The 23,843-nt window shown below is 62.3% G+C and carries 24 protein-coding genes; 13 read left to right on the top strand and 11 right to left on the bottom strand.

Annotated features, from left to right (window positions below):
- The first annotated feature begins 134 nt into the window (after window positions 1–134).
- The 3 genes from uvrD to JN756_RS31775 all read left to right on the top strand — a co-directional run bounded on the left by uvrD (window position 135) and on the right by JN756_RS31775 (window position 4,047).
- Entirely contained in the window at window positions 135–2,318 is a 2,184-nt protein-coding gene (gene uvrD / locus JN756_RS31765; protein ID WP_057005204.1) for a DNA helicase II, read from the top strand.
- 315 nt (window positions 2,319–2,633) lie between these two features.
- Window positions 2,634–3,503, top strand: a complete 870-nt coding sequence (locus JN756_RS31770; RefSeq protein ID WP_017850035.1) for a Tim44 domain-containing protein — start codon at window positions 2,634–2,636, stop codon at window positions 3,501–3,503.
- 136 nt (window positions 3,504–3,639) lie between these two features.
- Window positions 3,640–4,047, top strand: coding sequence for an SMI1/KNR4 family protein (locus JN756_RS31775; protein ID WP_046381602.1), 408 nt, complete (start codon window positions 3,640–3,642; stop codon window positions 4,045–4,047).
- A 35-nt stretch (window positions 4,048–4,082) separates the two neighbouring features.
- Here the strand turns inward: JN756_RS31775 and JN756_RS31780 are convergent, their stop codons facing one another.
- Window positions 4,083–5,846, bottom strand: a complete 1,764-nt coding sequence (locus tag JN756_RS31780) for a cation:proton antiporter (protein ID WP_017850037.1) — start codon at window positions 5,844–5,846, stop codon at window positions 4,083–4,085.
- Between the two features lie 288 nt (window positions 5,847–6,134).
- Here JN756_RS31780 and JN756_RS31785 point away from each other — a divergent pair, with 288 nt between their 5' ends.
- On the top strand, window positions 6,135–6,620 hold the full coding sequence (locus JN756_RS31785; RefSeq protein ID WP_017850038.1) for an acyl-CoA thioesterase: 486 nt from the start codon (window positions 6,135–6,137) through the stop codon (window positions 6,618–6,620).
- Between the two features lie 69 nt (window positions 6,621–6,689).
- On the opposite strand, the gene pdxY is transcribed toward JN756_RS31785, so the two are convergent.
- Entirely contained in the window at window positions 6,690–7,562 is an 873-nt protein-coding gene (gene pdxY / locus JN756_RS31790; protein WP_017850039.1) for a pyridoxal kinase PdxY, read from the bottom strand.
- A gap of 119 nt (window positions 7,563–7,681) precedes the next feature.
- Between pdxY and JN756_RS31795 the strand changes: the two genes are divergently transcribed.
- Window positions 7,682–8,074 (top strand): DUF3301 domain-containing protein, encoded by a 393-nt coding sequence (locus JN756_RS31795; RefSeq protein ID WP_017850040.1) that lies wholly within the window; start codon window positions 7,682–7,684, stop codon window positions 8,072–8,074.
- Here the strand turns inward: JN756_RS31795 and JN756_RS31800 are convergent.
- The 3 genes from JN756_RS31800 to zigA are packed head-to-tail and all read right to left on the bottom strand — an operon-like array spanning window position 8,068 to window position 10,927.
- Complete coding sequence (locus JN756_RS31800) at window positions 8,068–9,030, bottom strand: CobW-like GTP-binding protein (RefSeq protein ID WP_108525805.1); 963 nt, start codon at window positions 9,028–9,030, stop codon at window positions 8,068–8,070. The two genes, JN756_RS31795 and JN756_RS31800, sit on opposite strands and share 7 nt — an antisense overlap.
- 44 nt (window positions 9,031–9,074) lie before the next feature.
- Window positions 9,075–9,719, bottom strand: coding sequence for a DUF1826 domain-containing protein (locus JN756_RS31805; protein WP_201021663.1), 645 nt, complete (start codon window positions 9,717–9,719; stop codon window positions 9,075–9,077).
- Window positions 9,719–10,927 carry a zinc metallochaperone GTPase ZigA gene (zigA, locus tag JN756_RS31810; RefSeq protein ID WP_017850043.1) on the bottom strand — a complete coding sequence of 403 codons (1,209 nt, stop codon included), beginning with the start codon at window positions 10,925–10,927 and terminating at the stop codon, window positions 9,719–9,721. Before zigA ends, JN756_RS31805 begins: the two co-directional genes overlap by 1 nt.
- Before the next feature lie 139 nt (window positions 10,928–11,066).
- Here zigA and JN756_RS31815 point away from each other — a divergent pair, with 139 nt between their 5' ends.
- On the top strand, window positions 11,067–11,435 hold the full coding sequence (locus JN756_RS31815; protein ID WP_108525801.1) for a glutamine synthetase: 369 nt from the start codon (window positions 11,067–11,069) through the stop codon (window positions 11,433–11,435).
- On the opposite strand, the gene JN756_RS31820 is transcribed toward JN756_RS31815, so the two are convergent.
- Window positions 11,432–12,634, bottom strand: a complete 1,203-nt coding sequence (locus JN756_RS31820; protein ID WP_108525799.1) for an N-acetylmuramoyl-L-alanine amidase — start codon at window positions 12,632–12,634, stop codon at window positions 11,432–11,434. The genes JN756_RS31815 and JN756_RS31820 overlap by 4 nt on opposite strands.
- Before the next feature lie 129 nt (window positions 12,635–12,763).
- On the opposite strand from JN756_RS31820, the gene folE2 reads away from it, so the two are divergent.
- Genes folE2 through JN756_RS31850 form a run of 6 tightly spaced genes read left to right on the top strand, consistent with a single transcriptional unit; the run spans window position 12,764 to window position 17,973 of the window.
- Window positions 12,764–13,654: a GTP cyclohydrolase FolE2 gene (gene folE2 / locus JN756_RS31825; RefSeq protein WP_017850046.1), complete on the top strand. Its 891-nt coding sequence runs from the start codon at window positions 12,764–12,766 to the stop codon at window positions 13,652–13,654.
- Window positions 13,651–14,319, top strand: a complete 669-nt coding sequence (locus tag JN756_RS31830; RefSeq protein WP_201021664.1) for a metal ABC transporter ATP-binding protein — start codon at window positions 13,651–13,653, stop codon at window positions 14,317–14,319. Before folE2 ends, JN756_RS31830 begins: the two co-directional genes overlap by 4 nt.
- Window positions 14,319–15,185 (top strand): metal ABC transporter permease, encoded by an 867-nt coding sequence (locus JN756_RS31835; protein ID WP_201021665.1) that lies wholly within the window; start codon window positions 14,319–14,321, stop codon window positions 15,183–15,185. The genes JN756_RS31830 and JN756_RS31835 overlap by 1 nt, the downstream gene beginning before the upstream one ends.
- A gap of 11 nt (window positions 15,186–15,196) precedes the next feature.
- Entirely contained in the window at window positions 15,197–16,075 is an 879-nt protein-coding gene (locus tag JN756_RS31840; protein WP_017850049.1) for a metal ABC transporter substrate-binding protein, read from the top strand.
- The gene (locus JN756_RS31845) at window positions 16,072–16,632 is read left to right on the top strand and encodes a gamma carbonic anhydrase family protein (RefSeq protein WP_017850050.1); all 561 of its coding nucleotides are present in this window, start codon (window positions 16,072–16,074) and stop codon (window positions 16,630–16,632) included. Before JN756_RS31840 ends, JN756_RS31845 begins: the two co-directional genes overlap by 4 nt.
- Before the next feature lie 3 nt (window positions 16,633–16,635).
- Window positions 16,636–17,973, top strand: coding sequence for a dihydroorotase (locus tag JN756_RS31850; protein WP_201021666.1), 1,338 nt, complete (start codon window positions 16,636–16,638; stop codon window positions 17,971–17,973).
- Here the strand turns inward: JN756_RS31850 and JN756_RS31855 are convergent.
- Window positions 17,970–18,491: a DUF3617 domain-containing protein gene (locus tag JN756_RS31855; RefSeq protein ID WP_017850052.1), complete on the bottom strand. Its 522-nt coding sequence runs from the start codon at window positions 18,489–18,491 to the stop codon at window positions 17,970–17,972. The genes JN756_RS31850 and JN756_RS31855 overlap by 4 nt on opposite strands.
- 130 nt (window positions 18,492–18,621) lie before the next feature.
- On the opposite strand from JN756_RS31855, the gene cls reads away from it, so the two are divergent.
- Window positions 18,622–20,061, top strand: coding sequence for a cardiolipin synthase (cls, locus tag JN756_RS31860; RefSeq protein WP_046484309.1), 1,440 nt, complete (start codon window positions 18,622–18,624; stop codon window positions 20,059–20,061).
- Window positions 20,062–20,622: 561 nt separating this feature from the next.
- On the opposite strand, the gene cfaB is transcribed toward cls, so the two are convergent.
- The 4 genes from cfaB to bufA2 all read right to left on the bottom strand — a co-directional run bounded on the left by cfaB (window position 20,623) and on the right by bufA2 (window position 23,836).
- The gene (cfaB, locus tag JN756_RS31865) at window positions 20,623–21,807 is read right to left on the bottom strand and encodes a C17 cyclopropane fatty acid synthase CfaB (RefSeq protein ID WP_026140407.1); all 1,185 of its coding nucleotides are present in this window, start codon (window positions 21,805–21,807) and stop codon (window positions 20,623–20,625) included.
- Between the two features lie 87 nt (window positions 21,808–21,894).
- On the bottom strand, window positions 21,895–22,683 hold the full coding sequence (locus tag JN756_RS31870; RefSeq protein WP_169881602.1) for an HvfC/BufC N-terminal domain-containing protein: 789 nt from the start codon (window positions 22,681–22,683) through the stop codon (window positions 21,895–21,897).
- Window positions 22,674–23,519 carry an MNIO family bufferin maturase gene (bufB, locus tag JN756_RS31875; RefSeq protein ID WP_017850056.1) on the bottom strand — a complete coding sequence of 282 codons (846 nt, stop codon included), beginning with the start codon at window positions 23,517–23,519 and terminating at the stop codon, window positions 22,674–22,676. Before bufB ends, JN756_RS31870 begins: the two co-directional genes overlap by 10 nt.
- 65 nt (window positions 23,520–23,584) lie before the next feature.
- Entirely contained in the window at window positions 23,585–23,836 is a 252-nt protein-coding gene (gene bufA2 / locus JN756_RS31880) for a BufA2 family periplasmic bufferin-type metallophore (protein WP_017850057.1), read from the bottom strand.
- Between the last annotated feature and the right edge of the window lie 7 nt (window positions 23,837–23,843).

Here is a 23,843-nt window from a genome sequence, read left to right on the forward strand (position 1 = left end):
GGCCTGTGGCCCATGACCAACCAGTCATCAGCCCCGCCGGAACGCGTGCCCGCCCCGGCACGCGCCGCAGGTTTTCCGTCGGCCATCCGCCAATGGGATTTGCCCCACTCCCCCGCGGGCCATAGAATGCGCCGATGCGCGATGATCTCTCCCTTTTGCTGAATTCCCTCAACGATGCCCAACGCCAGGCCGTAGCGGCCCCCGTTGGCCGTCAGTTGGTCCTGGCCGGTGCTGGCTCCGGTAAAACCCGAGTGCTGGTACACCGTATCGCCTGGTTGATCCAGGTCGAGAACGCGTCCCCGCATTCGATCCTGTCGGTGACCTTCACCAACAAGGCCGCTGCCGAGATGCGTCACCGCATCGAGCAGTTGATGGGCATCAGCCCGGCCGGCATGTGGGTGGGCACCTTCCACGGCCTGGCGCACCGCCTGCTGCGGGCGCATTGGCAGGAAGCGGGTCTGGCCCAGACCTTCCAGATCCTCGACAGCGATGACCAGCAACGCCTGGTCAAGCGCGTGATCCGCGAGCTGGGCCTCGACGAACAGCGTTGGCCGGCGCGCCAGGCCCAATGGTTCATCAACGGCCAGAAAGACGAAGGCCTGCGCCCGCAACATATCCAGGCCAGCGGCGATTTGTTCCTGGCCACCATGCGCAGCATTTATGAAGCCTACGAGGCGGCCTGCGTGCGCGCCGGCGTGATCGACTTCTCCGAGCTGCTGCTGCGCGCCCTCGACCTGTGGCGCGATAACCCCGGCCTGCTGGCCCATTACCAGAAACGCTTCCGGCACATCCTGGTCGACGAGTTCCAGGACACCAACGCCGTGCAGTACGCCTGGTTGCGCCTGCTGGCCAAGGGCGGCGACAGCCTGATGGTGGTGGGCGACGACGACCAGTCGATCTACGGCTGGCGCGGCGCGAAAATCGAGAACATCTACCAGTATTCCGAAGACTTCCCGGACGCGGTCACCATCCGCCTGGAGCAGAACTACCGCTCCACCGCCGGGATCCTCAAGGCCGCCAACGCCTTGATCGCCAATAACACCGGGCGCCTGGGCAAAGAGCTGTGGACCGACGGCGGCGAAGGCGAAGCGATCAACCTGTACGCGGCGTTCAACGAGCACGACGAAGCGCGCTACGTGGTGGAAACCATCGAAAGCGCATTGAAAACCGGCCTGGCGCGCAGCGACATCGCGATTCTGTACCGTTCCAACGCCCAATCGCGGGTGCTGGAAGAAGCCTTGCTGCGCGAGCGCATCCCGTACCGTATTTACGGCGGCCAGCGCTTCTTCGAGCGCGCCGAAATCAAGAACGCCATGGCCTACCTGCGTTTGCTGGAAGGTCGCGGCAACGACGCGGCGCTGGAGCGGGTGATCAATATCCCGGCCCGCGGCATCGGCGAAAAAACCGTTGAAGCGATTCGCGACCATGCGCGCCACGCCGATGTGTCGATGTGGGAAGCCATGCGCTTGCTGATCGCCAATAAAGGCCTGACCGGCCGTGCTGCCGGGGCGTTGGGTGTGTTTGTCGAGCTGATCGAGAACCTGACGGCCAAGTGCGCGGACATGCCCCTGCATTTGATGACCCAGACCGTGATCGAGCAGTCCGGGCTGATTGCCTATCACGAAGCGGAAAAAGGCGAGAAAGGCCAGGCCCGGGTGGAAAACCTTGAGGAACTGGTCAGCGCCGCCCGCGCGTTTGAAAACACCGAGGCCGATGAAGAACTGACCCCGCTCGCCGCGTTCCTCGGCCATGCGTCGCTGGAAGCCGGTGATACCCAGGCCGATGAGCATGAAGACAGCATCCAGCTGATGACCTTGCACAGCGCCAAGGGCCTGGAGTTCCCGTATGTGTTCCTGGTGGGCATGGAAGAAGGCCTGTTCCCCCACAAGATGAGCCTGGAAGAGCCCGGCCGCCTTGAGGAAGAACGCCGCCTGGCCTATGTGGGCATTACCCGGGCGATGCAGAACCTGGTGATGACCTACGCCGAGACCCGTCGCTTGTATGGCAGCGAGACCTACAACAAGGTGTCGCGCTTCGTGCGGGAAGTGCCGAAGGGGCTGATCCAGGAAGTGCGCCTGTCCAACAGCGTCAGTCGCCCGTTCGGCGGCGGCCAGCAGCAGAACTCCAGCAGCCTGTTTGCTGGTTCCGAGATCCCGGAAACCCCGTTCAGCCTTGGCCAGCAGGTCAAGCATGCGATCTTCGGCGAAGGGGTGATCCTCAACTTCGAAGGCGCCGGCGCCCAGGCACGGGTGCAGGTGAACTTCGCCGAGGGCAGCAAGTGGCTGATGATGGGTTACGCGAAGCTCGAAGCGGTCTGACACGCTGACCCCTTCCCCCTGTAGGAGCGAGCTTGCTCGCGAAAAACCCTCAGACAACGCGTCTCATCCAGGATGCCCGCGTTATCGTTGGCGATCTTCGCGAGCAAGCTCGCTCCTACAGACAGAAGGACGGTTCAGCATGAAGGTTTCGCGTCCACCCTTGTTTTTGATGCGCGCGGGCCAATATCTGTAACTAGTCCTACAGACCCTTCGGATTCTGTCTTACGCAAAAGCCCGAAACATTATGTCGCTAGCCACTGTCACGACACCTGTGCAACATGGCGCGCGTGCAATCCACAAATGGGAATTCCCTTTATGAAACGTTTTCTTAGCATCGCCATGGCGCTGTGCATTGGCCTGACGATGAGCCTCGATGCCAACGCCAAACGCTTCGGTGGCGGCAAAAGCATAGGCTCGGCACCAACTCACCAGACCAGCCAAATGGCTCCGTCCGCCGGCGTCGGCGGTGCTGCCGCCACTGCAGGCGCGGCCGGTGCTGCAGGCGCAGCCGCCAAGGCCGGCGGTGCTTCGCGCTGGTTGGGCCCTCTGGCCGGTATCGCCGCCGGTGGCCTGCTCGCATCCATGTTCATGGGCGGCGGCTTCCAGGGCATGCAGATCTTCGACATCCTGATCATGGCGGTCATCGCCTTCCTGATCTTCCGCTTCATCGCCGCCCGTCGTCGCAAGCAGCAGGAGCACATGGCTCCAGCCGGCGCGCCGATGCAGCGTGAAGTGTTCGAGCAGAAGCCAGCCATGGGTTCGATCTTCGGTGGTTCGGCCGCACCTGCTGCTGCCCGCCCGGTGATCAATGCGCCGGCCTGGTTCAACGAAGAACGTTTCGTCGAAGCGGCCCGCAGCCACTTCCAGTCCCTGCAGCAGCACTGGGACGCCAACGAAATGGATAAAATCTCCGAGTTCGTGACCCCGCAACTGCTCGAGTTCCTCAAGCGCGAACGCGCCGATCTGGGCGACGGCTTCCAGTCGACCTACATCGACGACCTGCGCGTGCAGCTCGAAGGTGTGGACGATCGCGCCGACAAGACCATCGCCACCCTGACGTTCAGCGGTGTGTCGAAGACCTCGCGTTTCGACCAGGGCGAAGTGTTCAGCGAAAGCTGGAACATGGAACGCGCCCAAGGCGACAACCAGCCTTGGCTGGTCGCCGGTATCCGCCAGAACGGCTGATAGCCACACGCTTGAACAAGCCGTAAGCAAAACCCCGGACATGTTCCGGGGTTTTCTATTTCACGGTTGCACTTATAGCGAGCTACTGTATAAAACGCCCCTGTAAACCGCGCCATCTAGCAAGAGGATCCCGGCCGTGGAAGAAGTCATCGAACAATTGCGTGAAGCCAACGAACCGGTTCCGGTTCCTCTGGAACTGCCTGATGAAGACCAACTGGTGGAAATCGAGGAACAGCTGTTCATCGACATCCCGTTTGTCTTCCGCGAATTCCTGCTAACTGTCAGCGACGTGGTGTACGGCAGCCTGGAACCGGTGACCGTCACCGACCCGCAGTCCCACACCTACCTGCCGGATGTGGCGGCCAACGCCTGGGATGCCGGTGTTGACCGCAGCATGATCCCGATCTGCCAGGACGGCGACGACTACTACTGCGTCGAAGAAGACGGCACCGTGGTGCTGTGGTGCGCCGAAGAAGAACTCGTCACCGAAGAAACCTGGGAGTCGGTGTGGCACTGGGCACGGGACGTCTGGCTGGAAAGCTGACACCTGCGGCTCGCGCGCGGGGCGGCCCAGCCTCCTCAGTGTTCCGGCGTATCCTTGTGGTTATCCAGAGTCTCCAGCAAAGCGACCTGCATCCGCGTATGCACGCGGATGAACCACCGCCAGAGCACGGCCGCCACCGCCGCCGCGACCACGGCGATCAGCACCAGCAACTTGTTGGTCGGCAGAATACTCGCCGACAACGCCGCCAATAGCAGGAAGATCACCAGCAGCGACAAAATCGGGATCACCTCGGCGATCACCCGACGCACGCGCTGGGTATGCCGCCCGGCCATTTCCGGCTTGACGCTCATCTCCGCCAGCAGCATCGACAGCGCCTTGAGCTTGCGGTACGCCGCAATCAGGAACGGCAGCGACAACAGCAACGCCGCGCCCCAGATCAACGCCTTCTGCCAGCTTGGATCACTGATCCAGCCCTCCAGATACCCGCCGATACGCAGCGCGAAGTAACTGCCGGTAAAGAAGATCGCCACCACCAGCGCCAGGTTCACCCCCACTTGCAGCACGATTTTGCGGATCATCGACGCTAGCAGCGCCCCCTCGCCGTGGGGCTGAATGCTGCGCAGCCATTCGCCATAGAGGCCAAATACCCGGCTCATGCGCTTGGGCATCACGGCGGCAATCTTCAGCGACAATGGGTCGGCGCCGCGAATCAGGTATGGGGTGAGCAATGTGGTGATCGCCGACACCGCGACCGCCACCGGGTAGAGGAAGTCACTGGTCACCTGCAAGGTCATGCCGAGCGCCGCGATGATGAAGGAAAACTCACCAATTTGTGACAGCCCCATCCCAACGCGCAACGACGTGCGGCCGTCATTGCCGGCGATAAATGCGCCCATGCCGCAGGACAACATCTTGCCCAGCACCACGGCCACGCTGATCACGGCAATCGGCCAGGCATATTGCAGCAGGATCTGCGGGTCGATCATCAAGCCAATGGCGACAAAGAAGATTGCGCTGAACATGTCGCGAACCGGCTCGATCAGGCGCTCGATCTTAATCAACTGGCGGGATTCGGCCATGATCGCGCCGATCAGGAACGCCCCCAGCACCATGCTGTATTCCAGCTTGACCACCAGCAGGCAAAAACCGAAACACAGGCCCAGCACGGTGATCAGCAGCATTTCATTGCTGTCGAACCTGGCCACGTAGGCCAGCAAGCGCGGCACCAGCAAAATCCCGATGACCAGCGCGACGATCATGAACAGCGAGAGCTTGCCGACCGTGGAAAACACCTCACCGGAGCTGACCGTGCCACTGACGGCGATGCTCGACAGCAAGGCGATGATGCCGATGCCGAGGATGTCCTCGACGATCAGCACGCCGAAAATCAGTTGGGCGAAGCGCTGGTCTTTCATCTTCAGGTCGTTGAGCGCCTTGACGATGATGGTGGTCGAGGAAATCGCCAGGATCGCGCCGAGGAACAGCGAGTCCATGGTGTTCCAGTCGAACCAGCGGCCGATCTCGTAGCCGATCCAGATCATCAGCACGATTTCCAGGAAGGCCGCGATAAACGCCGTGGCTCCCACCTTGAACAGCTTGCGCAGGCTGAACTCCAGGCCCAGGCAGAACATCAGGAAGATCACCCCCAGTTCGGCGAGGGTCTTGATGGTGTCTTCATCGTGGATCAGGCCGAACGGCGGCGTGTGGGGGCCGATGATGAACCCGGCGACGATGTAACCGAGCACCACCGGCTGCTTGAGGCGATGAAACAGGATAGTCACGACCCCAGCCACCAACATGATCACGGCCAGATCCTGGATAAAGCTGATGGCGTGCATGGCGAGGGGCTCCTTGAGGGTACTGGCGCTTTTCCCACGTCCACCGCGCCTTTGAAACTTCGTAAAGAGCGGAAGGAAAAGTCTGCCTTGATCGTAAGAAATGCCCTTAGAAAGGCTTTTGAAGGTTAACACCGCGACTTCCGCCGAAAAGCCGGTGCAATATATGGAAACAGATCGCTGCAGGCGTGACGGCAAGCCGCCCGCCGGCGTCCCGTAAGAGATGGCGCTGCAATGACTCGAGCATCCACAGAGGTGCCTCCCCACCAATGCCTAACCCGTGAGTGTGCTATGGAACCCGGAAACGCCCAGCTGTCGATGACGGTACTGATGACCCCTGATATGGCCAACTTCTCAGGCAATGTCCATGGCGGCACCCTGCTCAAGTACCTCGACGAAGTGGCCTACGCCTGCGCGAGCCGTTATGCCGGGCGTTATGTCGTGACCTTGTCGGTGGACCAAGTGATTTTTCGTGAACCGATCCACGTCGGCGAGTTGGTGACCTTCCTCGCATCGGTCAACTACACCGGCCACACCTCGATGGAGGTGGGCATCAAGGTGGTGACCGAAAACATCCGCGAGCGCTCTGTGCGCCATACCAACAGTTGCTTCTTCACCATGGTCGCCGTGGACGACCAGCGCAAACCCGCCGCCGTGCCGCAACTGCAACCGCACAACAGCGAAGACCGCCGCCGGTTTGCGCAGGCGCAGCAACGCCGGCAGATCCGCCAGGAACTGGAAAAGCGCTACCAGGAAATCAAAGCCGACGCACTGTAAGCCCCAGGCTGTATACCCAAGCAAAATGTGGGAGGGGCTTTGCCCCCTCCCACATTGGGTTTTGTGTCCTTACAGGCCGATCGGCGTGGCCTCGAAACGCACGCGGGGATGGGCGATGCGATCCTGGGCACGTACCAGCTCCAGTTCATAACTGGCGCAGGCCTGGGTTTCCAGCAGCACTTCATGCACCGCCGCCGCGGTGAACTCGAAAGCGGCCACCAGGCTGTCGCCCAACAATACCCGCGCCAGGAACAACCCTGAGGTCAGGTCGCCCACGCCCACCGGCTGGCGGGGAAACGCCAGCAGCGGCCGACGCAGGTGCCAGCTGCCTTCGGCTGTCACCAGCAGCATCTCAAAGCCTTCCGGCAATTTGCCCGGGTAATCCAGGTGCTTGACCAGCACGGCCTTGGGCCCGCGTGCCAGCAGGGCTTTGGCCATGCCCAGGCAGTCGAACAGCGATTGCGGCTTGCGCCCGGAAAAGCTGTCCAGTTCCAGCTGGTTGGGGCACAGGAAGTCGGCCATGGCAGCGGCTTCGTCCAACAGAAAATCACTGACTTCCTGCGGCACAATGCAGCCCTTTTCCGGGTGGCCCATCACCGGGTCGCACAGGTACAGGGCCTTGGGGTTGATCGCCTTGATCCGCGCCACGCCGGTGAGGATCGCCCGGCCCTGGGCCGCGCTGCCGAGGTAGCCGGAGAGTATGGCGTCGCAGTTGCCCAATTCACCGATGGCCGCAATGCCCTCCACCAGCGCTGGAATCTGCTGCGGCGCTAACACTTCGCCCGTCCACTGGCCATACTGGGTGTGGTTGGAGAATTGCACCGTGTTGAGCGGCCACACGTTCACCCCGACCCGCTGCATGGGGAACACGGCGGCGCTGTTTCCGGCGTGGCCAAAGACCACATGAGACTGGATCGCAAGCAGATGAGGTGTGCGTTTCATGCAGGGGATTTCCGTAAAACCATTGAAATTCTGGTCGCGCAGTATGCGACCAAACACAGCCTGTACGACAGGCTAACGACACAGTTAAGCTGCTCTCACTTCGTTGGAGTTTTTTTCGCATGCTGACCCTGGGAAACATCTTCGTGTTGATGCTGCTGGCGACCGGCGCCGCCTGGGTATGGCACAACCACGGCCTGCGCGAGCGCGCGTTGGAGCGGGTCAAGCAGCATTGCGCCAAGCTCGATATCGAGTTGCTCGACGGTGCCGTGGCCTTGAAGCGCATCGGTTTTGTGAAGGATGCCAAAGGACGGCGACGCCTGGCGCGCATCTACAATTTCGAATTCACCGTGACCGGCGAAACCCGCCACCCCGGGACCATCACCCAGTTCGGCGCCCACAGCGCGCAGATCGAACTGGCGCCCTACCCGTTCGAAATCAAGACGCCGCTACCCAGCGCCGACGTGATCGAACTCAGCCAGTGGCGCCAGGACCACGCCAAGCACCGTCAATGACGGCAGGCGGCCAGCGCCTGCTGTAGCGCGGCCACGTCCTGTGGCGCGCTGAAAATCAGTTCGATACGCGAATCACGCCGCCATTCGCTGGGTTGCCAGACGAGTGGGCTGTTATCCACAGCGTTGCCGGAGATCCAGCCGTCGGTGCTGTGGATAACCAGTTTGGCGCGGCGCCAATCCAGGTGTGTCAGCCATTGCGCCAGGCGCTGGTGATCGAATGACTGGCTCGGATGCCAGCGCCAACCGATGCTCCAGCCGCCCTCTTGGGCCTGGCTCAAGCAGATCGGCAACGCAGGATCGCTCCACACCGCCGGCATTTGCGCCACGCCCTTGGGCGCCACGAAGTTATCCACAGCCGCTGCAGCCTGTGCGTTCAGGCCTGGCAAAAGCTGCAGTGGCAATTGCGCCTGACGCGTCCAGTAAAACGGAACCTCGACTAACTGTCGTTCGATCGCCTCGCGCTGTGCGGCGTCCAACGTCTCATCCTTGTTCAGGACCAACAGGCCGGCGCTGGCGAGTGCTTCGCGCTGCGCCTCCGGCAATGGTTTGCCCGCCGCCAGGGCTTGCGCATCCAGCACCAGCACGCAGGGCTGAACCGCGAGCACATCCTGCCATGGCGCCTCGCGCAATTGCTTGAGCACCTGCACCGGGTGCCCGAGCCCCGAAGGCTCGATAAACAGGCGGTCCGGCTTGGCCTTACGCAGCAAGCGGCCCAGTCCGACCTGGAACGGCGCACCATTCACACAGCACAAGCAGCCACCCGCCACTTCGCCCAGGGCAATGCCGTCGTCGGCCTGGGTCAGCAAGGCCGCATCCAGACCGATCTGCCCGAATTCGTTGATCAACACCGCCCAGCGCTCGTTGGCCGGGCGTTGGGCGAGCAGGTGTTTGATCAGGCTGGTCTTGCCGGCGCCCAGGGGCCCGGCAATCACATGAGTAGGAATGTTCTGCAGCATAGAGGGCATCATTCAAGCCGTGTAGAGCGTTTGATCCTACGCGGTTATGCCAGCCAATCCAGCGTCAGAATTAACCGTCGCTCATCGGCTTTAAGCTGCGGCGAGCGGTGAATCAGGCCGTGAGCTTCGTTGCCATGCCACTTCGTCCCTTTGAGCAACGCCACTTCGCCGCAGTGAATCTGCTCGATACGCTCGCTGGGCTCGGCATCCGCCTGGCCCAACTGGCGGCGGTCCATCACGCCTTCGCGCAACCATTGGCTGCCGATGCCGGCGTAGGTGGTGATCAGGCGCACGGGCACATGATCGACGTGAAAGCGCGGGCACATGGCTTTGTCCAACAGGCGCAAACGCACGCCGATCCGACGGGCGCCAAGCAGGCAGGCAAACGCGCCGATCAGCCACGACACATCGGCGATAAACCCTTCGTAACCCTCAAGATCGCGGCAGCAGGCGGCTAATCCCTGCACGTTCGGCACCGCGTCGTCGCTGGCCAACTCGATGACCAGCGACTCGGCCAACGGCTCGTCGAGCGCCACCAGCAAGGCGCCGAACTCGGCGATGTGAAACGGCAATTGAAGCTGCCACAGCGCCAGGTTGACGCCGTCTTCGAGAATCTCGGACAGCGCCAGCGGGGTGTCGCCGCAGGTCTGGCGGATCACCGGGCGCAGGGGGATGAGCGGTGCCAGCATCAGGCGGCCGCCTCTTCATACCAAGGGCCAAAAGGATCGGCCAGCAAGCGCCATGCGTCGACGCCCAGGGCCATTTCTTCATCGGTCAGCAGGCAGGCGTCCAGTTCGGCACGCATCTGCGCGAAGTCGATGTTCTGCCCGATGAACACCAGTTCCTGACGGCAATCGCCGGTGCTTGCTTGCCAGTGGCCCATGATCGCGGCGACGCTTTCTTCGTCCTGCGGCCACTGGCTTTTCGGCACAAAACGCCACCAACGTCCGGCAAAGCCATGGCGCATCAGGCCGCCGGCCTGGGACCAACTGCCGGCGTCCTGCGGCTTGCTGGCCAGCCAGAAAAAGCCCTTGGAGCGCAGGAGTTTGCCGTTCACCCAAGGGCGGTCGATAAACTCGAAAAAGCGCTGCGGATGGAACGGACGGCGCGCGCGGTAAGCCGTGGAGGCGATGCCGTACTCTTCGGTTTCCGGCACATGCTCGCCGCGCAGTTCCTGCAGCCAGCCGGGGGCCTGGGCGGCACGTTCGAAGTCGAAGCGGCCGGTGTTGAGGATTTTGTTCAGCGGCACTTCGCCCATGACCATCGGAATGATCTCGGCCTGGGCATTCAGGCGTTCGAGGATGGCCATCAGTTCCTCACGCTCGTGGCGGCCGATCAGGTCGATTTTGCTGATCAGGATGACGTCGGCAAATTCGATCTGCTCGATCAACAGGTCGGTGATCGAGCGTTCGTCTTCTTCGCCAAGGGTTTCGCCCCGCGATGCGAGGCTTTCGGCGGCCTGGTAGTCGAGCAGGAAGTTCATGCCGTCGACCACAGTGACCATGGTGTCCAGGCGCGCGATATCGGCCAGGCTCTGCTCGTTTTCATCGCGAAAGGTGAAGGTTTCGGCCACGGGCAACGGCTCGGAGATGCCGGTGGATTCGATCAACAGGTAATCGAAGCGACCGTCCCTGGCGAGTTTTCCGACCTCTTCGAGCAGGTCTTCACGCAAGGTGCAGCAGATGCAGCCGTTGCTCATCTCTACCAGTTTTTCTTCGGCGCGGTTGAGGGTGACGTCGCGCTGCACCTCACCGCCGTCGATGTTGATTTCGCTCATGTCGTTGACGATCACCGCCACCCGCAGGTTGTCGCGGTTGCGCAGGACATAGTTGAGCAGCGTACTTTTACCGGCGCCGAGAAAGCCGGACAACACGGTAACGGGGAGACGATTGGGCATCAGGTCATTCTCATCAGGCCGCCCGTTCAAGCCGGGCTGTACTTAATGTTATATTATAACAACACAAATAAGCCAATCCCCCGCTTGCTCATCATGACCAACGGAGCAATGCTGGCGCCTGTCTACGTCGAGAAACCCTATGAAATATCTACTGTGCAGCCTGCTGTTGCTCATCACGACCCAGGCCTGCGCCCAAGTGCCGAGCCTGTCGGCCAATTGCACGCGCAGCGCCAACCTGCTGGCCTGCGTCGATCCGCTGGGCAATGCCTACAGCGTGGCAACGGTTGGCAGCACCACGTATCTGCGCGGTTTCGAGGCGATCGGCAGGCGCTATTGGGCGCAAACCAACAGCCGCTACGGGCAACTGACGTTCTTCACCGGCTTGGCCTCGGACGGTGAAGCGTGGGTCGGCTACACGCGGCGTGTGGGCTGGACCACAATCAACCGGTTTTCCAGCTCCGGTGGCGCCAGCGCCACGTTCACCTGCAGCCGTGTGACCGGCTGTTAGGCCTGGTTGTGTTTCTGTTCCTGGACCCAAGCCATGTAGCTGTTCACCGGCGGGTTCTTCTGGAAATAGCGCTGCAGGCCGAGGAACAAACCCTCCGCCACCGCCTGTTGATGCCGCGCCGTGACCAGCCGCGCACTGTCCCGCGCATTGGAGATAAACCCGGTCTCCACCAGGATCGACGGTACATCCGGTGACTTGAGCACCGCGAACCCGGCCTGTTCCACACGCTTCTGATGCAACGAGGTGATGCCTTCCAGGCTACCCAGGATCGAGCTGCCCAGTTGCAGGCTGGAAGCGATGGTGGCGTTCATCGACATGTCGAGAATTACCCCGGCCAGCATCGGGTCCTTGTCCTTGAGGTTCAGCAGACTGGTGGCGCCCAGCAGGTCGGCGCCGTTTTCCCGTTGCGCCATGAACCGCGCCGTGGCCGAGGTGGCACCGCCTTCGGACAAGGCATACACCGAAGCCCCCGACGCGCTGATCCGTGGTGCCGCATCCGCATGCACCGAGATAAACATGTCGGCGTTGTGTTTGTGGGCGATCTCCACGCGCTTGCGCAGCGGCACGAAGAAGTCATCGTTGCGCACCAGCTTCACATCGAAACCTTTCTCGCGCTTCAAGCGTTTGGCCAGCAATTGGGCAATGGACAGCACCACGTCTTTTTCGCGCTGGCCCTTGGAACCAATAGCGCCGGGGTCCTTGCCGCCGTGGCCGGGGTCGACCACCACGATGATGTCGCGCTTGGGGTGCGCCCTGTCGACCAGCGGCCGGGGTGCGGCCGCTATCGGGTGAGGCACCTGGGTGGCGCTGGTGAGATCAAGCACCAGGCGGTGCCCTTGCCCATCCTGGGGCGGCAACAAAAAGCTGGTGAGCTGCATCGGTGTGGCGAGGTCCAGCACGATGCGCGTATCCGCCTTGCCGAAGTGCCCAGAGCGAATCGAGGTGATCCCGCTGTTTTTCAAGACCAACTGAGAGAAGTCGCCACTGAGCCCGGCGCCGCTCAGGTCGATGATCAGGCGTTCCGGCGCGGTCAGGGAAAAAGTCTTGTAGTTCACCGGGCCACTGAGGTCGAACACCAGCCGCAGCTTGTCGTCCGAGCGCCACAGGCGGGCGTTGCGAATCTGCGTGGCCGACGCGGTGAAGGGCAAGGTGAACAGCGGGCTGACCAGGAGCAGGTTGAGGAGCTGACGTCTGTGCATGACAAATACCGCAAATAAAGGAGCGTCCTTACTCGACATGACTGAAAAAAGGCCGGAGCAGAAAATTCATCGTCGACTCAATAGTTATAATATAACATGTCTTTTTTATCGCCAACGATGGACCTGCTCATGAATGCGCTGACTCTGCCGGATATCGCCGCGCAGGCTTCACGCCAAGCCTTGCCGCTCGACTGGGTGGGCATGTGCGGCATCGCCTTGCCTATTTTGATCGACGACCAACGCCTCGCCGCCACGGCCGATGCCGGCGTCAGCCTGGACGACGGTGCCGCCCGTGGCATTCATATGTCGCGCCTGTACCTGGCGCTGGAGATGCTCGACCAGCAGCCACTGACTCCGGCACTTCTGCGTAAGGTACTGCAGCGTTTTCTCGACAGTCATGAAGGTTTATCTAATAACGCCTACCTGCGTATCCACACCGATCTGCTGCTCAAGCGCCCGGCATTGGTCAGCCCACTGGCTGGCTGGAAGGGCTACCCGGTGAGTATCGAAGCGCGCGTGGAAAACCAGATGTTCCACGTGGAACTAAACATTGAGGTGACTTATTCCTCAACCTGCCCGTGCTCGGCGGCCCTCGCCAGGCAGTTGATTCAGCAGCAATTTCTCGAAGATTTCGGCAACACGCCGTTGCAGCATGCCGATGTGCTGACCTGGCTCGGCAGCGCCAACGGCATCGTCGCCACGCCCCACAGCCAGCGCAGCAGCGCGCAACTGCGCGTCCAGTTGCGCGGCGAGCAGCTGGCGCTGACCGAGTTGATCAATACCGCCGAAGCCGCCCTCGGCACCGCCGTGCAAACCGCGGTGAAACGTGCGGACGAACAAGCCTTCGCCCTGGCCAACGGGCAGAACCTGATGTTCTGCGAAGACGCCGCCCGCCGCCTGAACCTCGCCTTGAAACGCTCGGATGCCGTCCAAGCCTTCCACCTCAAAGTGATCCACGCCGAAAGCCTGCACGCGCACGATGCCGTGGCTGAAAGCCGTTGGACGAGACACTCAGCATGATCACCTGCACCGCTTTGCGCTGGGGTGCCCCCGGCCAACCCCTGACACCCGCCGTGGACTTCACCCTGGAAACCGGCAGCCTTACTGGCGTGATCGGCCCCAACGGCTGCGGTAAAAGCAGCCTGCTCAAAGTCATCGCCGGCCTGCAAAAACCGCTGGCGGGCAAAATCCGCGTGGATGTGCCGCGTCGCGGCGGCGTGTCCTTCCTGCCCCAGCAACAACACCTCGATCGGCAGTTCCCCATCAGCTTGCAAGAGCTGGTCGCCGCCGGTTTCTGGGGCACCCGACTCACCCCGCAACAACGCAGCGAACGCCTGCACGCCGTGTTGGAAGACTGGTGCCTCAGCGGCCTGGAACAGCGCCCGTTGATGGCCTTGTCCGGCGGCGAACTGCAACGCGCCCTGCTCGCCCGCATGAGCCTGGCCGAAGCGCCGGTGTTGCTGCTCGACGAACCCCACGCCGCCCTCGACGAAGACGGCCAGGCCCTGTGCTGGAAACATATCCACGCCTGGCATGACGAGGGCCGCACGGTGGTCGTGGTCTGTCATGACTTGGCCTCCGTGCGTCAACACACCCAGCAAGTGGTGCAGATCAAAAGCACGGGCTGCCTGTTCGGGCCGAGCAAAGAACTGATCCGCCCGCAACCGCACATGCAGGTGGCCTGATGCACTTCACCGCCCACCTGTGGATGCCGTTTCTCGACTTCGTGTTCATGCGCCGCGCCTTGATCGGCGGCCTGGTGCTCGCTTGCAGCACCGCGCCGCTGGGGGTGTTCCTGATCCTGCGGCGCATGAGCCTGATCGGTGACGCCGTCGCCCACGGCATCCTGCCCGGTGCCGCCCTGGGTTTCTGGTTCGCCGGCCTGAGCCTGCCCGCGCTGACCATCGGCGGCCTCGGCGCCGGCCTGAGCATGGCGGGGTTGGCCGCGTGGATCACCCGTCGCACCGGCCTGCGCGAAGACGCCAGCCTGGCCGCCATCTACCCCATCTCCCTCGCCGCCGGTGTGCTGATCCTCGGCCTTGCCGGCAAGCGCCTGGACCTGCTGCACCTGCTGTTCGGCTCGGCCCTGGCCGTCGACGAAACCACCTTGACCGGCATGCTCTGGGTCTCCGGTTTCAGCCTGGTCGCCATGGTGCTGATCTATAAACCGCTGCTGCTGGACACCCTCGACCCGCTGTTCCTGCAAACCGTCAGCCGCCTCGGCCCATTGGCCCACGGGCTGTTTTTGACCCTGGTGGTGCTGAACCTGGTGATCGGTTTCCAAGCCATCGGCGCGCTGATGGTGGTGGGTTTGATGATGTTGCCGGCCATCGCGTCCCGCTTCTGGAGCCGGCGCTTGCCGGTGCTGATTGCGGTATCGGCAGTGCTGGGATGCCTGTCGGTGTGGCTTGGCTTGTTGCTGTCGTTCTACTACTCACTGCCCAGCGGCCCGGCGATTGTGCTGGTGGCTGGCGGTGGGTACCTGCTGTCCGTGATCTTCGGTCCGATGCATGGCTTGCTGCGCCGCCCGCCCTTGCTGTCATCCCAATGAGGTGTCTCCCGATGCGTGCTCTACTCGTGTTGTTCAGTCTGCTACTGCCGTTGTCCATGGCCCAGGCCGCCGACAAACTCCAGGTGGTGACCAGCTTCAGTATTCTCGACGACATTACCCACCAGATCGGTGGCGAACACATCCAGATCAGCAACATGGTCGGCCCCGACGCCGACGCTCATACCTACGAGCCGACCCCGGACGACGCCAAGGCGCTGCTCAAGGCCAAGCTGATCATCAAAAATGGCCTTGGCTTCGAGCCGTGGCTGGACCGCCTGGTGACCAGCACCGAAACCCGCGCCACCGTGGTTACCGCCAGTAAAGGCGTGATTTCCCACACCATGGAAGAAGACGGCGAAACCATCCCGGACCCGCACGCCTGGCATAACCTGGCCAACGCCGAAATCTATGTGAACAACATCACCAAGGCGCTGGTGGCCGCCGACCCAGCCAACCAGGCCGACTACCTGCGCAACAGCCAGGCGTACCTGAAAGACATCTACCGTTTGCTCGCCGAGGCCAAGGCCAAGTTCGGCGCACTGCCAGCGGGCAACCGCCGCATCGTCACCTCCCATGACGCGTTCGGCTACCTGGGCCAGGCCTATGGCATCCAGTTCCTCGCGCCTCAGGGTTTGTCCACCGAGCGTGAGCCTTCCGCCGCCGAAGTCGCCGCGCTGATCACTCAGATCCGCAAGGACAAGGTCAAAGCCGTGTTCATTGAAAACATCAAGGACTCGCGCCTGCTCAAACAGATCGCCAGCGAAAGCGGCGCGCAGATCGGCGGCACGCTGTATTCCGACGCCCTCGCCGCAGAAGGCCCGGCCAGCACCTTTATCGGGCTGTTCGAATACAACCTCAACACCCTGTGCGCCGCGTTGGGCAAACCATGATCCGCAAGAACCCATCCGGTGATCTGCCGGTGATTGCCGAATCGGCCTACGTCGATAAAACCGCGATCATCTGCGGCAAGGTCATCATCGGTGAGAACGTATTCGTCGGCCCCTACGCCGTGATCCGCGCGGACGAAGTCGACGCCAGCGGCGACATGGACCCGATCACCATCGGCGCCAACTCCAATATCCAGGACGGCGTGGTGATCCACTCCAAATCCGGCGCGGCGGTGACCATCGGCGAGTTCACTTCCATCGCCCACCGCTCCATCGTCCACGGCCCCTGCAGCGTCGGCGACCGCGTGTTCATCGGCTTCAACAGCGTGTTGTTCAACTGCGCCGTCGGCGACGGCTGCGTGGTGCGCCACAACTCGGTGGTCGACGGCCGCGACTTGCCCGCCGCGTTCTACGTGCCTTCGACCACCCGCATCGGGCCCAACACCGACCTGTCGCAATTCCCGCCGGTGAGCGTCAGCGCGTCGGAGTTTTCCGAGGACGTAGCGCGTACCAACGTCGATCTGGTGCAGGGTTACAAAGCCCTGCAAAACGAGTTCTGAAGCATGAGCCGCCTGTTGATCCGCAACGCCCGACTGGTGAATGAAGGCCAGGTATTCGACGCCGACGTGCTGGTCGCCCACGGCCGTATCGAGAAGATCGCCAGCAGCATCACGGAGCACACGGCGCCTGTGGAAATCGACGCCCACGGTCAATGGCTGCTGCCGGGGATGATCGATGACCAGGTTCACTTTCGCGAACCCGGCGCGCCGGACAAAGGCGGTTTCTACAGCGAATCCCGTGCAGCGGTGGCCGGCGGCATCACCAGTTTCATGGACATGCCCAACACCCGGCCGGCCACCCTCACCCTGGAAGCGCTGGCCGACAAAAAACGCCGCGCCGTCCAGCACTCGGTGGCCAACTACGGTTTTCACTTCGGCGTCAGCAACGACAACCTCGACACCGTCGCCGCGCTCGACCCGCGGCAAGTGGCCGGGGTCAAAGTGTTCATGGGCGCGTCCACCGGCAACATGCTGGTGGACGATCCACGGATTCTGGAGCGCCTGTTCGCCGATGTGCCGACGATCCTGCTGGCCCACTGCGAACACACGCCGAGTATCCAGGCCAACGAACAGCGCTTGCGCGAGCGTTTCGGCGACAACATCCCTGCCGCCGCCCACCCGCTGATCCGCGATGCCGAAGCCTGTTATCGCTCGTCTTCACTGGCGGTGGAACTGGCCAAGCGCCACGGCACGCGCCTGCATGTGTTGCACCTGAGCAGCGCCCGCGAGTTGGCGTTGTTCGAAGACCAGCCGCTGGCGCAGAAACGCATCACCGCCGAGGTCTGCGTCCATCACCTGTTGTTCGACGACCGCGACTATCACCGCCTGGGCCACCAGATCAAATGCAACCCGGCGATCAAGACCCGCGCCGACCGCGACGCCTTGCGCCTGGCCCTGCTCGGCGAGCGGCTGGATGTGATCGGCACCGACCATGCACCGCATACCTGGGCGCAAAAGCAGTTGGCGTATGGTGAGGCGCCGTCGGGTTTGCCCCTGGTGCAACATGCGTTGCCGGCGTTACTGGAGTTGGTGGCCGATGGGCTGCTGCCGCTGACCACCCTGGTGGCGAAAACCAGTCATCGCGTCGCCGACCTGTTCGCGATCCCGGACCGTGGCTACCTGCGTGAAGGCTATTGGGCCGACCTGGTGCTGATCAAACCCGAACCCGAAGGCAAGCCGGTCCGCAGCCAGCCGATCCTGGCGCGCTGCGGCTGGACACCGTTCGCCGAGCGCCGCTTTCGCCACAGCGTCAGCACCACTCTGGTGTCGGGCCAGTTGGCCTGGCACAACGGCCAGGTGGTCGACAGCTGCCAGGGCCTGCCCCTGCACTTTCAGCGTTAAGCGCGTGGTTTGACGCTGCCGCAGTTTTCCCCCAGCCACTGGGCGTGACTGTCCAAGCTGCCCTTCTGCTGAATGCCGGTGGCATTGAAGGTGCCGTTGACCGTGGTGGTGAATTCCTTCTGGCTCTGGAAGGTGGCCACACCGGTGCCCTGGGCTTTCGGGCAGCTGAAACGGAATTTCCACTGGTTGCCGCTCTTGTCGGTCACTTGCTGTTTGCAGCCCGACTGCGGATCGGTCAGCGGGATCGCATCGGAGGCGACCTGGGCGGGGGTGAGGCACACCTGCACGCCTTTACCGGCCATGGTGATGCCTTGTTTTTCCAGCATGGCGCGCTGTTCGGGGGTCATTTGTTGCTTGAGCTGACCGAGGATCAATGACAAATCCGGCAGGTCCTGGTTATCCACTTTCATGTTGCTCGTGGTCAATTCCCACAAACCAGGCGCCAGCATCTGCGCCTGGGCCGCCACGGGCAGCGACAAACCAATAACCATGGCCAAACCTAGCAGACGAGCATTCATCGGGTAACTCCTGGATAATTGTGGGCATTAGACGCCACAAAAGCGCCAGTGTTGCACGGCAAATAAAATAGCGACATTCCTGACCGAACATGGTCTGTTAGGCACTGGATTGCCTGGAGTACCATCGTCCATGGATTTTTTTGGCCCGCACCTGCTCGCCTACTTCATCGCCACGCTGCATTTTCTCGGGACGCTCGCCGCGATCCATGCAGTGCTGACCGTCAGGACCGCCCAAGGCTCGATTGCCTGGGCGTTGTCGCTGATGTTCATACCCTACCTCACGCTGATCCCGTACCTGATCTTCGGCCGCAGCACCTTCGATGCGTACATCCAGGCGCGGCGCCAGGCCAACCAGGAAATGCACACTGCGATCAACGAGCTGAACTGGCGCCCGTGGGTCGAGGAAGCCCTGGCCGCCCGCAACTCCAGCGCCTACGCCTCCTTGCGGGCGATGCCGAAGCTGGGCCGCATGCCGTGCCTGGCGAATAATGAAGTGCGTTTGCTGATCAATGGTGACGCCACCTTCAGCGCGATCTTCGAGGCGATTCGCCGCGCCAAAACCGCCGTGCTGTTCCAGTTCTTCATCATTCATGACGACGAGCTCGGTCGGCAGTTGCATGCCTTGCTGAAGGAAAAAGCCGCCCAAGGCGTCGCCGTCTACGTGCTCTACGACCGCATCGGCAGCCACGCCCTGCCCTCTCACTATGCACAAACGCTGCGCGACGCCGGGGTGCAGGTCAAGGCGTTCGCCACCCGCAGCGGCTGGCTCAATCGCTTCCAGGTCAACTTCCGCAACCACCGCAAGATCGTGGTGGTGGATGGCATCACCGGGTTTGTCGGCGGGCATAACGTCGGCGATGAATACTTGGGCAAAAAGCCGCCGCTGGCACCGTGGCGCGATACCCATGTGCAGGTCACCGGCCCGGTGGTGGCGTGCCTGCAGGAATCGTTTGCCGAAGACTGGTTCTGGGCGGCGCGGGAACTGCCGCCGCTGATCCTGCCGGACACCTACCCCGAAAACGGCGTACTCTGCCAATTGCTCGCCAGCGGCCCGGCCGACCCTTATGAAACCTGCTCGCTGTTTTTTGTCGAAGCGATCCACGCCGCGACCGAACGGGTGTGGATCACCAGCCCGTATTTCATCCCGGATGAAGCGGTGTTTGCCGCCCTGCGCCTGGCGGTGCTGCGCGGGGTCGACGTGCGCCTGCTACTGCCGTCGCGGCCCGACCACCGCATCGTGTATGCCGCCTCCAGCCTTTACGCGATCGAAGCGGTGCGCGCCGGGGTGCGGGTGTTCCGCTATACGCCGGGGTTTCTGCACCAGAAAGTGGTGTTGGTCGACAGCGAAATCAGCGCCATCGGCAGTGCGAACATGGACAACCGTTCGTTCCGCCTGAATTTCGAGGTGATGTTGCTGACCGTCGATGAAGCCTTCGCCCAGCAAGTGGAACACATGCTGCTCGATGACTTCGCCCTGGCCCATGAAGTCAGCCAGGAAGAAAGCCGCGAAACCCGCCGCCTGCAACAACTGGGCATGCGGGTCGCGCGGCTTATCTCACCGATTCTCTAACAGATGCTGCGGTAAAAAGTGGGAGGGGGCTTGCCCCCGATAGCGGTGAATCAGTGCCCAATCCGCTAGCTGACACACCGCAATCGGGGGCAAGCCCCCTCCCACACTTGGATCTGCGGGGCTGTGGGAAAATGCTTCAGCGGTAGATATCTTCCCGCGTCCACGGCAGTTCATGGCTGCCATCGGCGAAGGGTTTTGCCGCCAGTATGCGGATCCCACGGCGTGTTTCACCGCTGCACCAACAGACGCTGCGGTAAAAATGTGGGAGGGGGCTTGCCCCCTCCCACACTTGGATCTGCGGGGCTGTGGGGAAATGCTTCAGCGGTAGATATCTTCCCGCGTCCACGGCAGTTCATGGCTGCCATCGGCGAAGGGTTTTACCGCCAGTATGCGGATCCCACGGCGTGTTTCACCGCTGCACCAACAGACGCTGCGGTAAAAATGTGGGAGGGGGCTTGCCCCCGATAGCGGTGAATCAGTGCCCAATCCGCTAGCTGACACACCGCAATCGGGGGCAAGCCCCCTCCCACACTTGGATCTGCAGGGCTGTGGGAAAATGCTTCAGCGGTAGATATCTTCCCGCGTCCACGGCAGTTCGTGGCTGCCATCGGCGTGGGGTTTTACCGCCAGGATCTGGTGCAGGTTAATCCAGCCCCGCGCAAACGCGTAGGCGCAACCGGCCAGGTACAACCGCCAGATGCGCAACGCCTGCGCCGGCACCATCTTCGCCGCCGCTTCCAGGTTGTCTTCCAGGCGTTCGCTCCAGTGGTCCAGGGTGCGTGCGTAGTGCAGGCGCAGGCTTTCCACGTCGACCACTTCGAGCCCGGCTTCGCTGAGTTCGGCGGTCATCATCGCCAGGTGCGGCAGTTCGCCGTTGGGGAAAACGTAGCGCTCGATGAAATCCCCGGCGCCGCGGCCCACGGGGCGCCCGTCGGTGTGCTTGGCGGTGATGCCATGGTTCATCACCAGCCCGCCTTCGCGCACCGCGCCAAACAGGGTTTTGCAGTACTGCGCCAGGTTGGCGTGGCCGACGTGTTCGAACATACCCACGCTCACCACTTTGTCGAAACGACCGTCCTGGGGCAGGTCACGGTAATCGAGCAGTTGCAGGTCCACCTGATCGTCCAGGCCCTCGGCTTTCACGCGTGCCTTGGCCAGGGCCAGTTGCTCCTTGCTCAGGGTGATGCCGAACACCTTTACCCCGAACTCCCGCGCCGCATACCGCGCCAGCCCGCCCCAACCACAGCCGACATCAAGCAAATACTCCCCCGGCTGCAAGCGCAACTTGCGGCACAGGTGGCGGAATTTGTCTTGTTGGGCCTGATCGATGGATTCGCTGCCGGTTTCGAAATAACCGCAGGAATACGCCATGTCCTGGTCGAGCCACAGCTGGTAGAACTCGTTGGACAGGTCGTAATGGTAGGAAATCGCCGCTGCGTCAGTGGCCTTGTCGTGGAACGAGCGCACCGGACGATTGCCCCCATCGTCATCGACCAGGGCGTGACTCAACTCGTCACACACCCGGATCACCTCGGAGATGGAGCCTTCCAGCTCCAGTTTGCCCTCGACGAAGGCTTCGCCCAATGAATCGAGCGTGGGATGGGAAAGCTTGGACACAATCGTGGGGTCCTTCACCACGATGGTCACACTGGGCTCAGGGCCCAAGTTGAATTCATGGCCGTCCCAGAGTCGAAGACGCAGCGGTAGCTGAAGATTCTGTAAGGCCGGTGGAAGTTGCGCGAGCATGAGTAGTCCCCCCTTGTTTCAGACGTCTGGAAAGAGGGTAGACCATCCGACGACCGGGTAGGAAGCTATCGATCTGATAACCTGCGCTTATGGAATCCGGCGTTCGAGCAAACCGTCCTGAACCCACTGTTTCAGCCATGAGACTGCTTGCAGGGGCGCACCCTCTCCATGACTGACCGCCAAGCGTTCGCACAGTTCTGAAAAACACCAGCCGGTGCTCACCATGCCCGCCAGGGCGCAGGTTTGTGCGGGTTCCAGGCTGCGGTAGCGGCATATCTGCTGATCGCGCCACACCAGGCAGACCTGCGGCGCGTCCAGAGGCTGGCCGGCGTGCAAGGCCGATTTAGCCTTGGCGGCACGCCAGGTTTCGACGGTATTGAAGCGGCAGAATATCTGCTGAACGGTCGGCGCCAGGGTGACCTGCAAGCCCGGCCAGTCGGGCGGCGGCAGTCGCGCCATATCGTCCAGGGTCAGCGGCGTGCCCGGCGGCGCATCGAACGCCAGGGTAAACGCCCACTCCAGCCGTGCCAGCTCGGCCAACGGCGCGCTTTGTTCAGCCACCAGGTGCTCCTGGATAAACCCCGCAAACCGCTCGCCCAGCCAGCGCAGGCTGTAATGGGCGGACGGATAGCGACGCACGTAGGCCTCAGTCAGCGAGGCGAATTCGTCATCGCCCAGCCAATACCAGAGGGCGCCGAAGTCCTGCCGTAATACGTCCTGCAAGCGCGACAGGTAGGCGTTGTGATAAATCGCCAGGCCGGTTTCCACATCCAGCGTAGGACCACCCAGCAAGGTGGCGGCAAAGCCAATGTCGGCCACGGGCGTTTCGGCTAATAAATGCTCTTCGAAAGCCCGCTGCCAATCCGTCAGGCGCATAGCGTTCTCCTGAGCAAGGCGCTCGCCCCCAGCGACCGGGCCTTGTCCAACTCGCTGAGCAAGTCTTCGAACGGCGGGAAATGGTCGTCGCGCTCGAGCAACGTCGAGACCGGGCCCAGGTGCTCCAGGGTCTGTTGATACAGCGCCCACACCGGATCACACACCGGGTGGTCATGGGTATCGACCACGTAATCGCCGTAGTCCATATGCCCCGCCAGATGCAGCTGGCGGATGCTCTGCGGCGGCAAGTTGTGAATGAACGTCCAGGCATCGAAGCCATGATTGCGCGAGCTGACGTACACATTGTTGACGTCCAGCAGCAACTGGCACCCGGTCAAGTGGGTCAGCGCGTTGAGGAATTCCCACTCGGTGAATTCATCCGCCTTGGCGCGCACATAGCTGGAGACGTTTTCCAGCACCAGCGGGCGCTGCAACACATCCTGTACCTGAAGCACGCGACTGGCCACGTGATACAAACTTTCTTCGGTGTACGGCAGGGGCAGCAAGTCATGCAATTGGTGCGCGCTGCCGCGGCTCCAGCACAGGTGATCGGAGATCCACGCCGGCTGGATGCGCGCGGCGAGTTGCTGGAGCTGCTTGAGGTAATCGGTATCGAGCGGATGGGGCCCGCCGATGGACAGGGACACGCCGTGCATCACCAGCGGGTAGCGCTCGGCGATCGCGTCCAGGTAGTACAAGGCTTTACCGCCCTGCACCAGGTAATTCTCGGAGATCACTTCGAACCAATCCACGGCCGGCGATTGTTCAAGGATCTGCTGGTAGTACTCACTGCGTAGACCCAGGCCGTAACCCAGGCTCGGAAGGGATGTAGACATCAGGCACTCCTGGGCAAAAGTGTCCGCAGCGGTGACGGCGACCGCTGCGGGGTACGCGGGGCCGATTACGCGCCGACTTTGCCACCGGCCGCGTCGCACGCAGCCTTGGTCATGGCCTTGAAGCCATGGCCCTTGCAGACCGCCTGGCCCTTGCAGGCGTTTTCAGCGGTCTTGCAGTCATTCATGCCTTTGCAGGAGGTTACGCCGTAGCAATGAACCGGAGCGTCGGCGGCCTGGACCTGGGTGGTGACACCGGCAAACAAGGCGGCGGCAGCGAAAGCCAGGGCAGCACCGGAAACGGCGTTTTTGATGGTCATGGGGTCA

Origin of the sequence: Pseudomonas sp. Y39-6 (assembly GCF_023651955.1) — a bacterium.
Taxonomy (GTDB): domain Bacteria; phylum Pseudomonadota; class Gammaproteobacteria; order Pseudomonadales; family Pseudomonadaceae; genus Aquipseudomonas; species Aquipseudomonas veronii.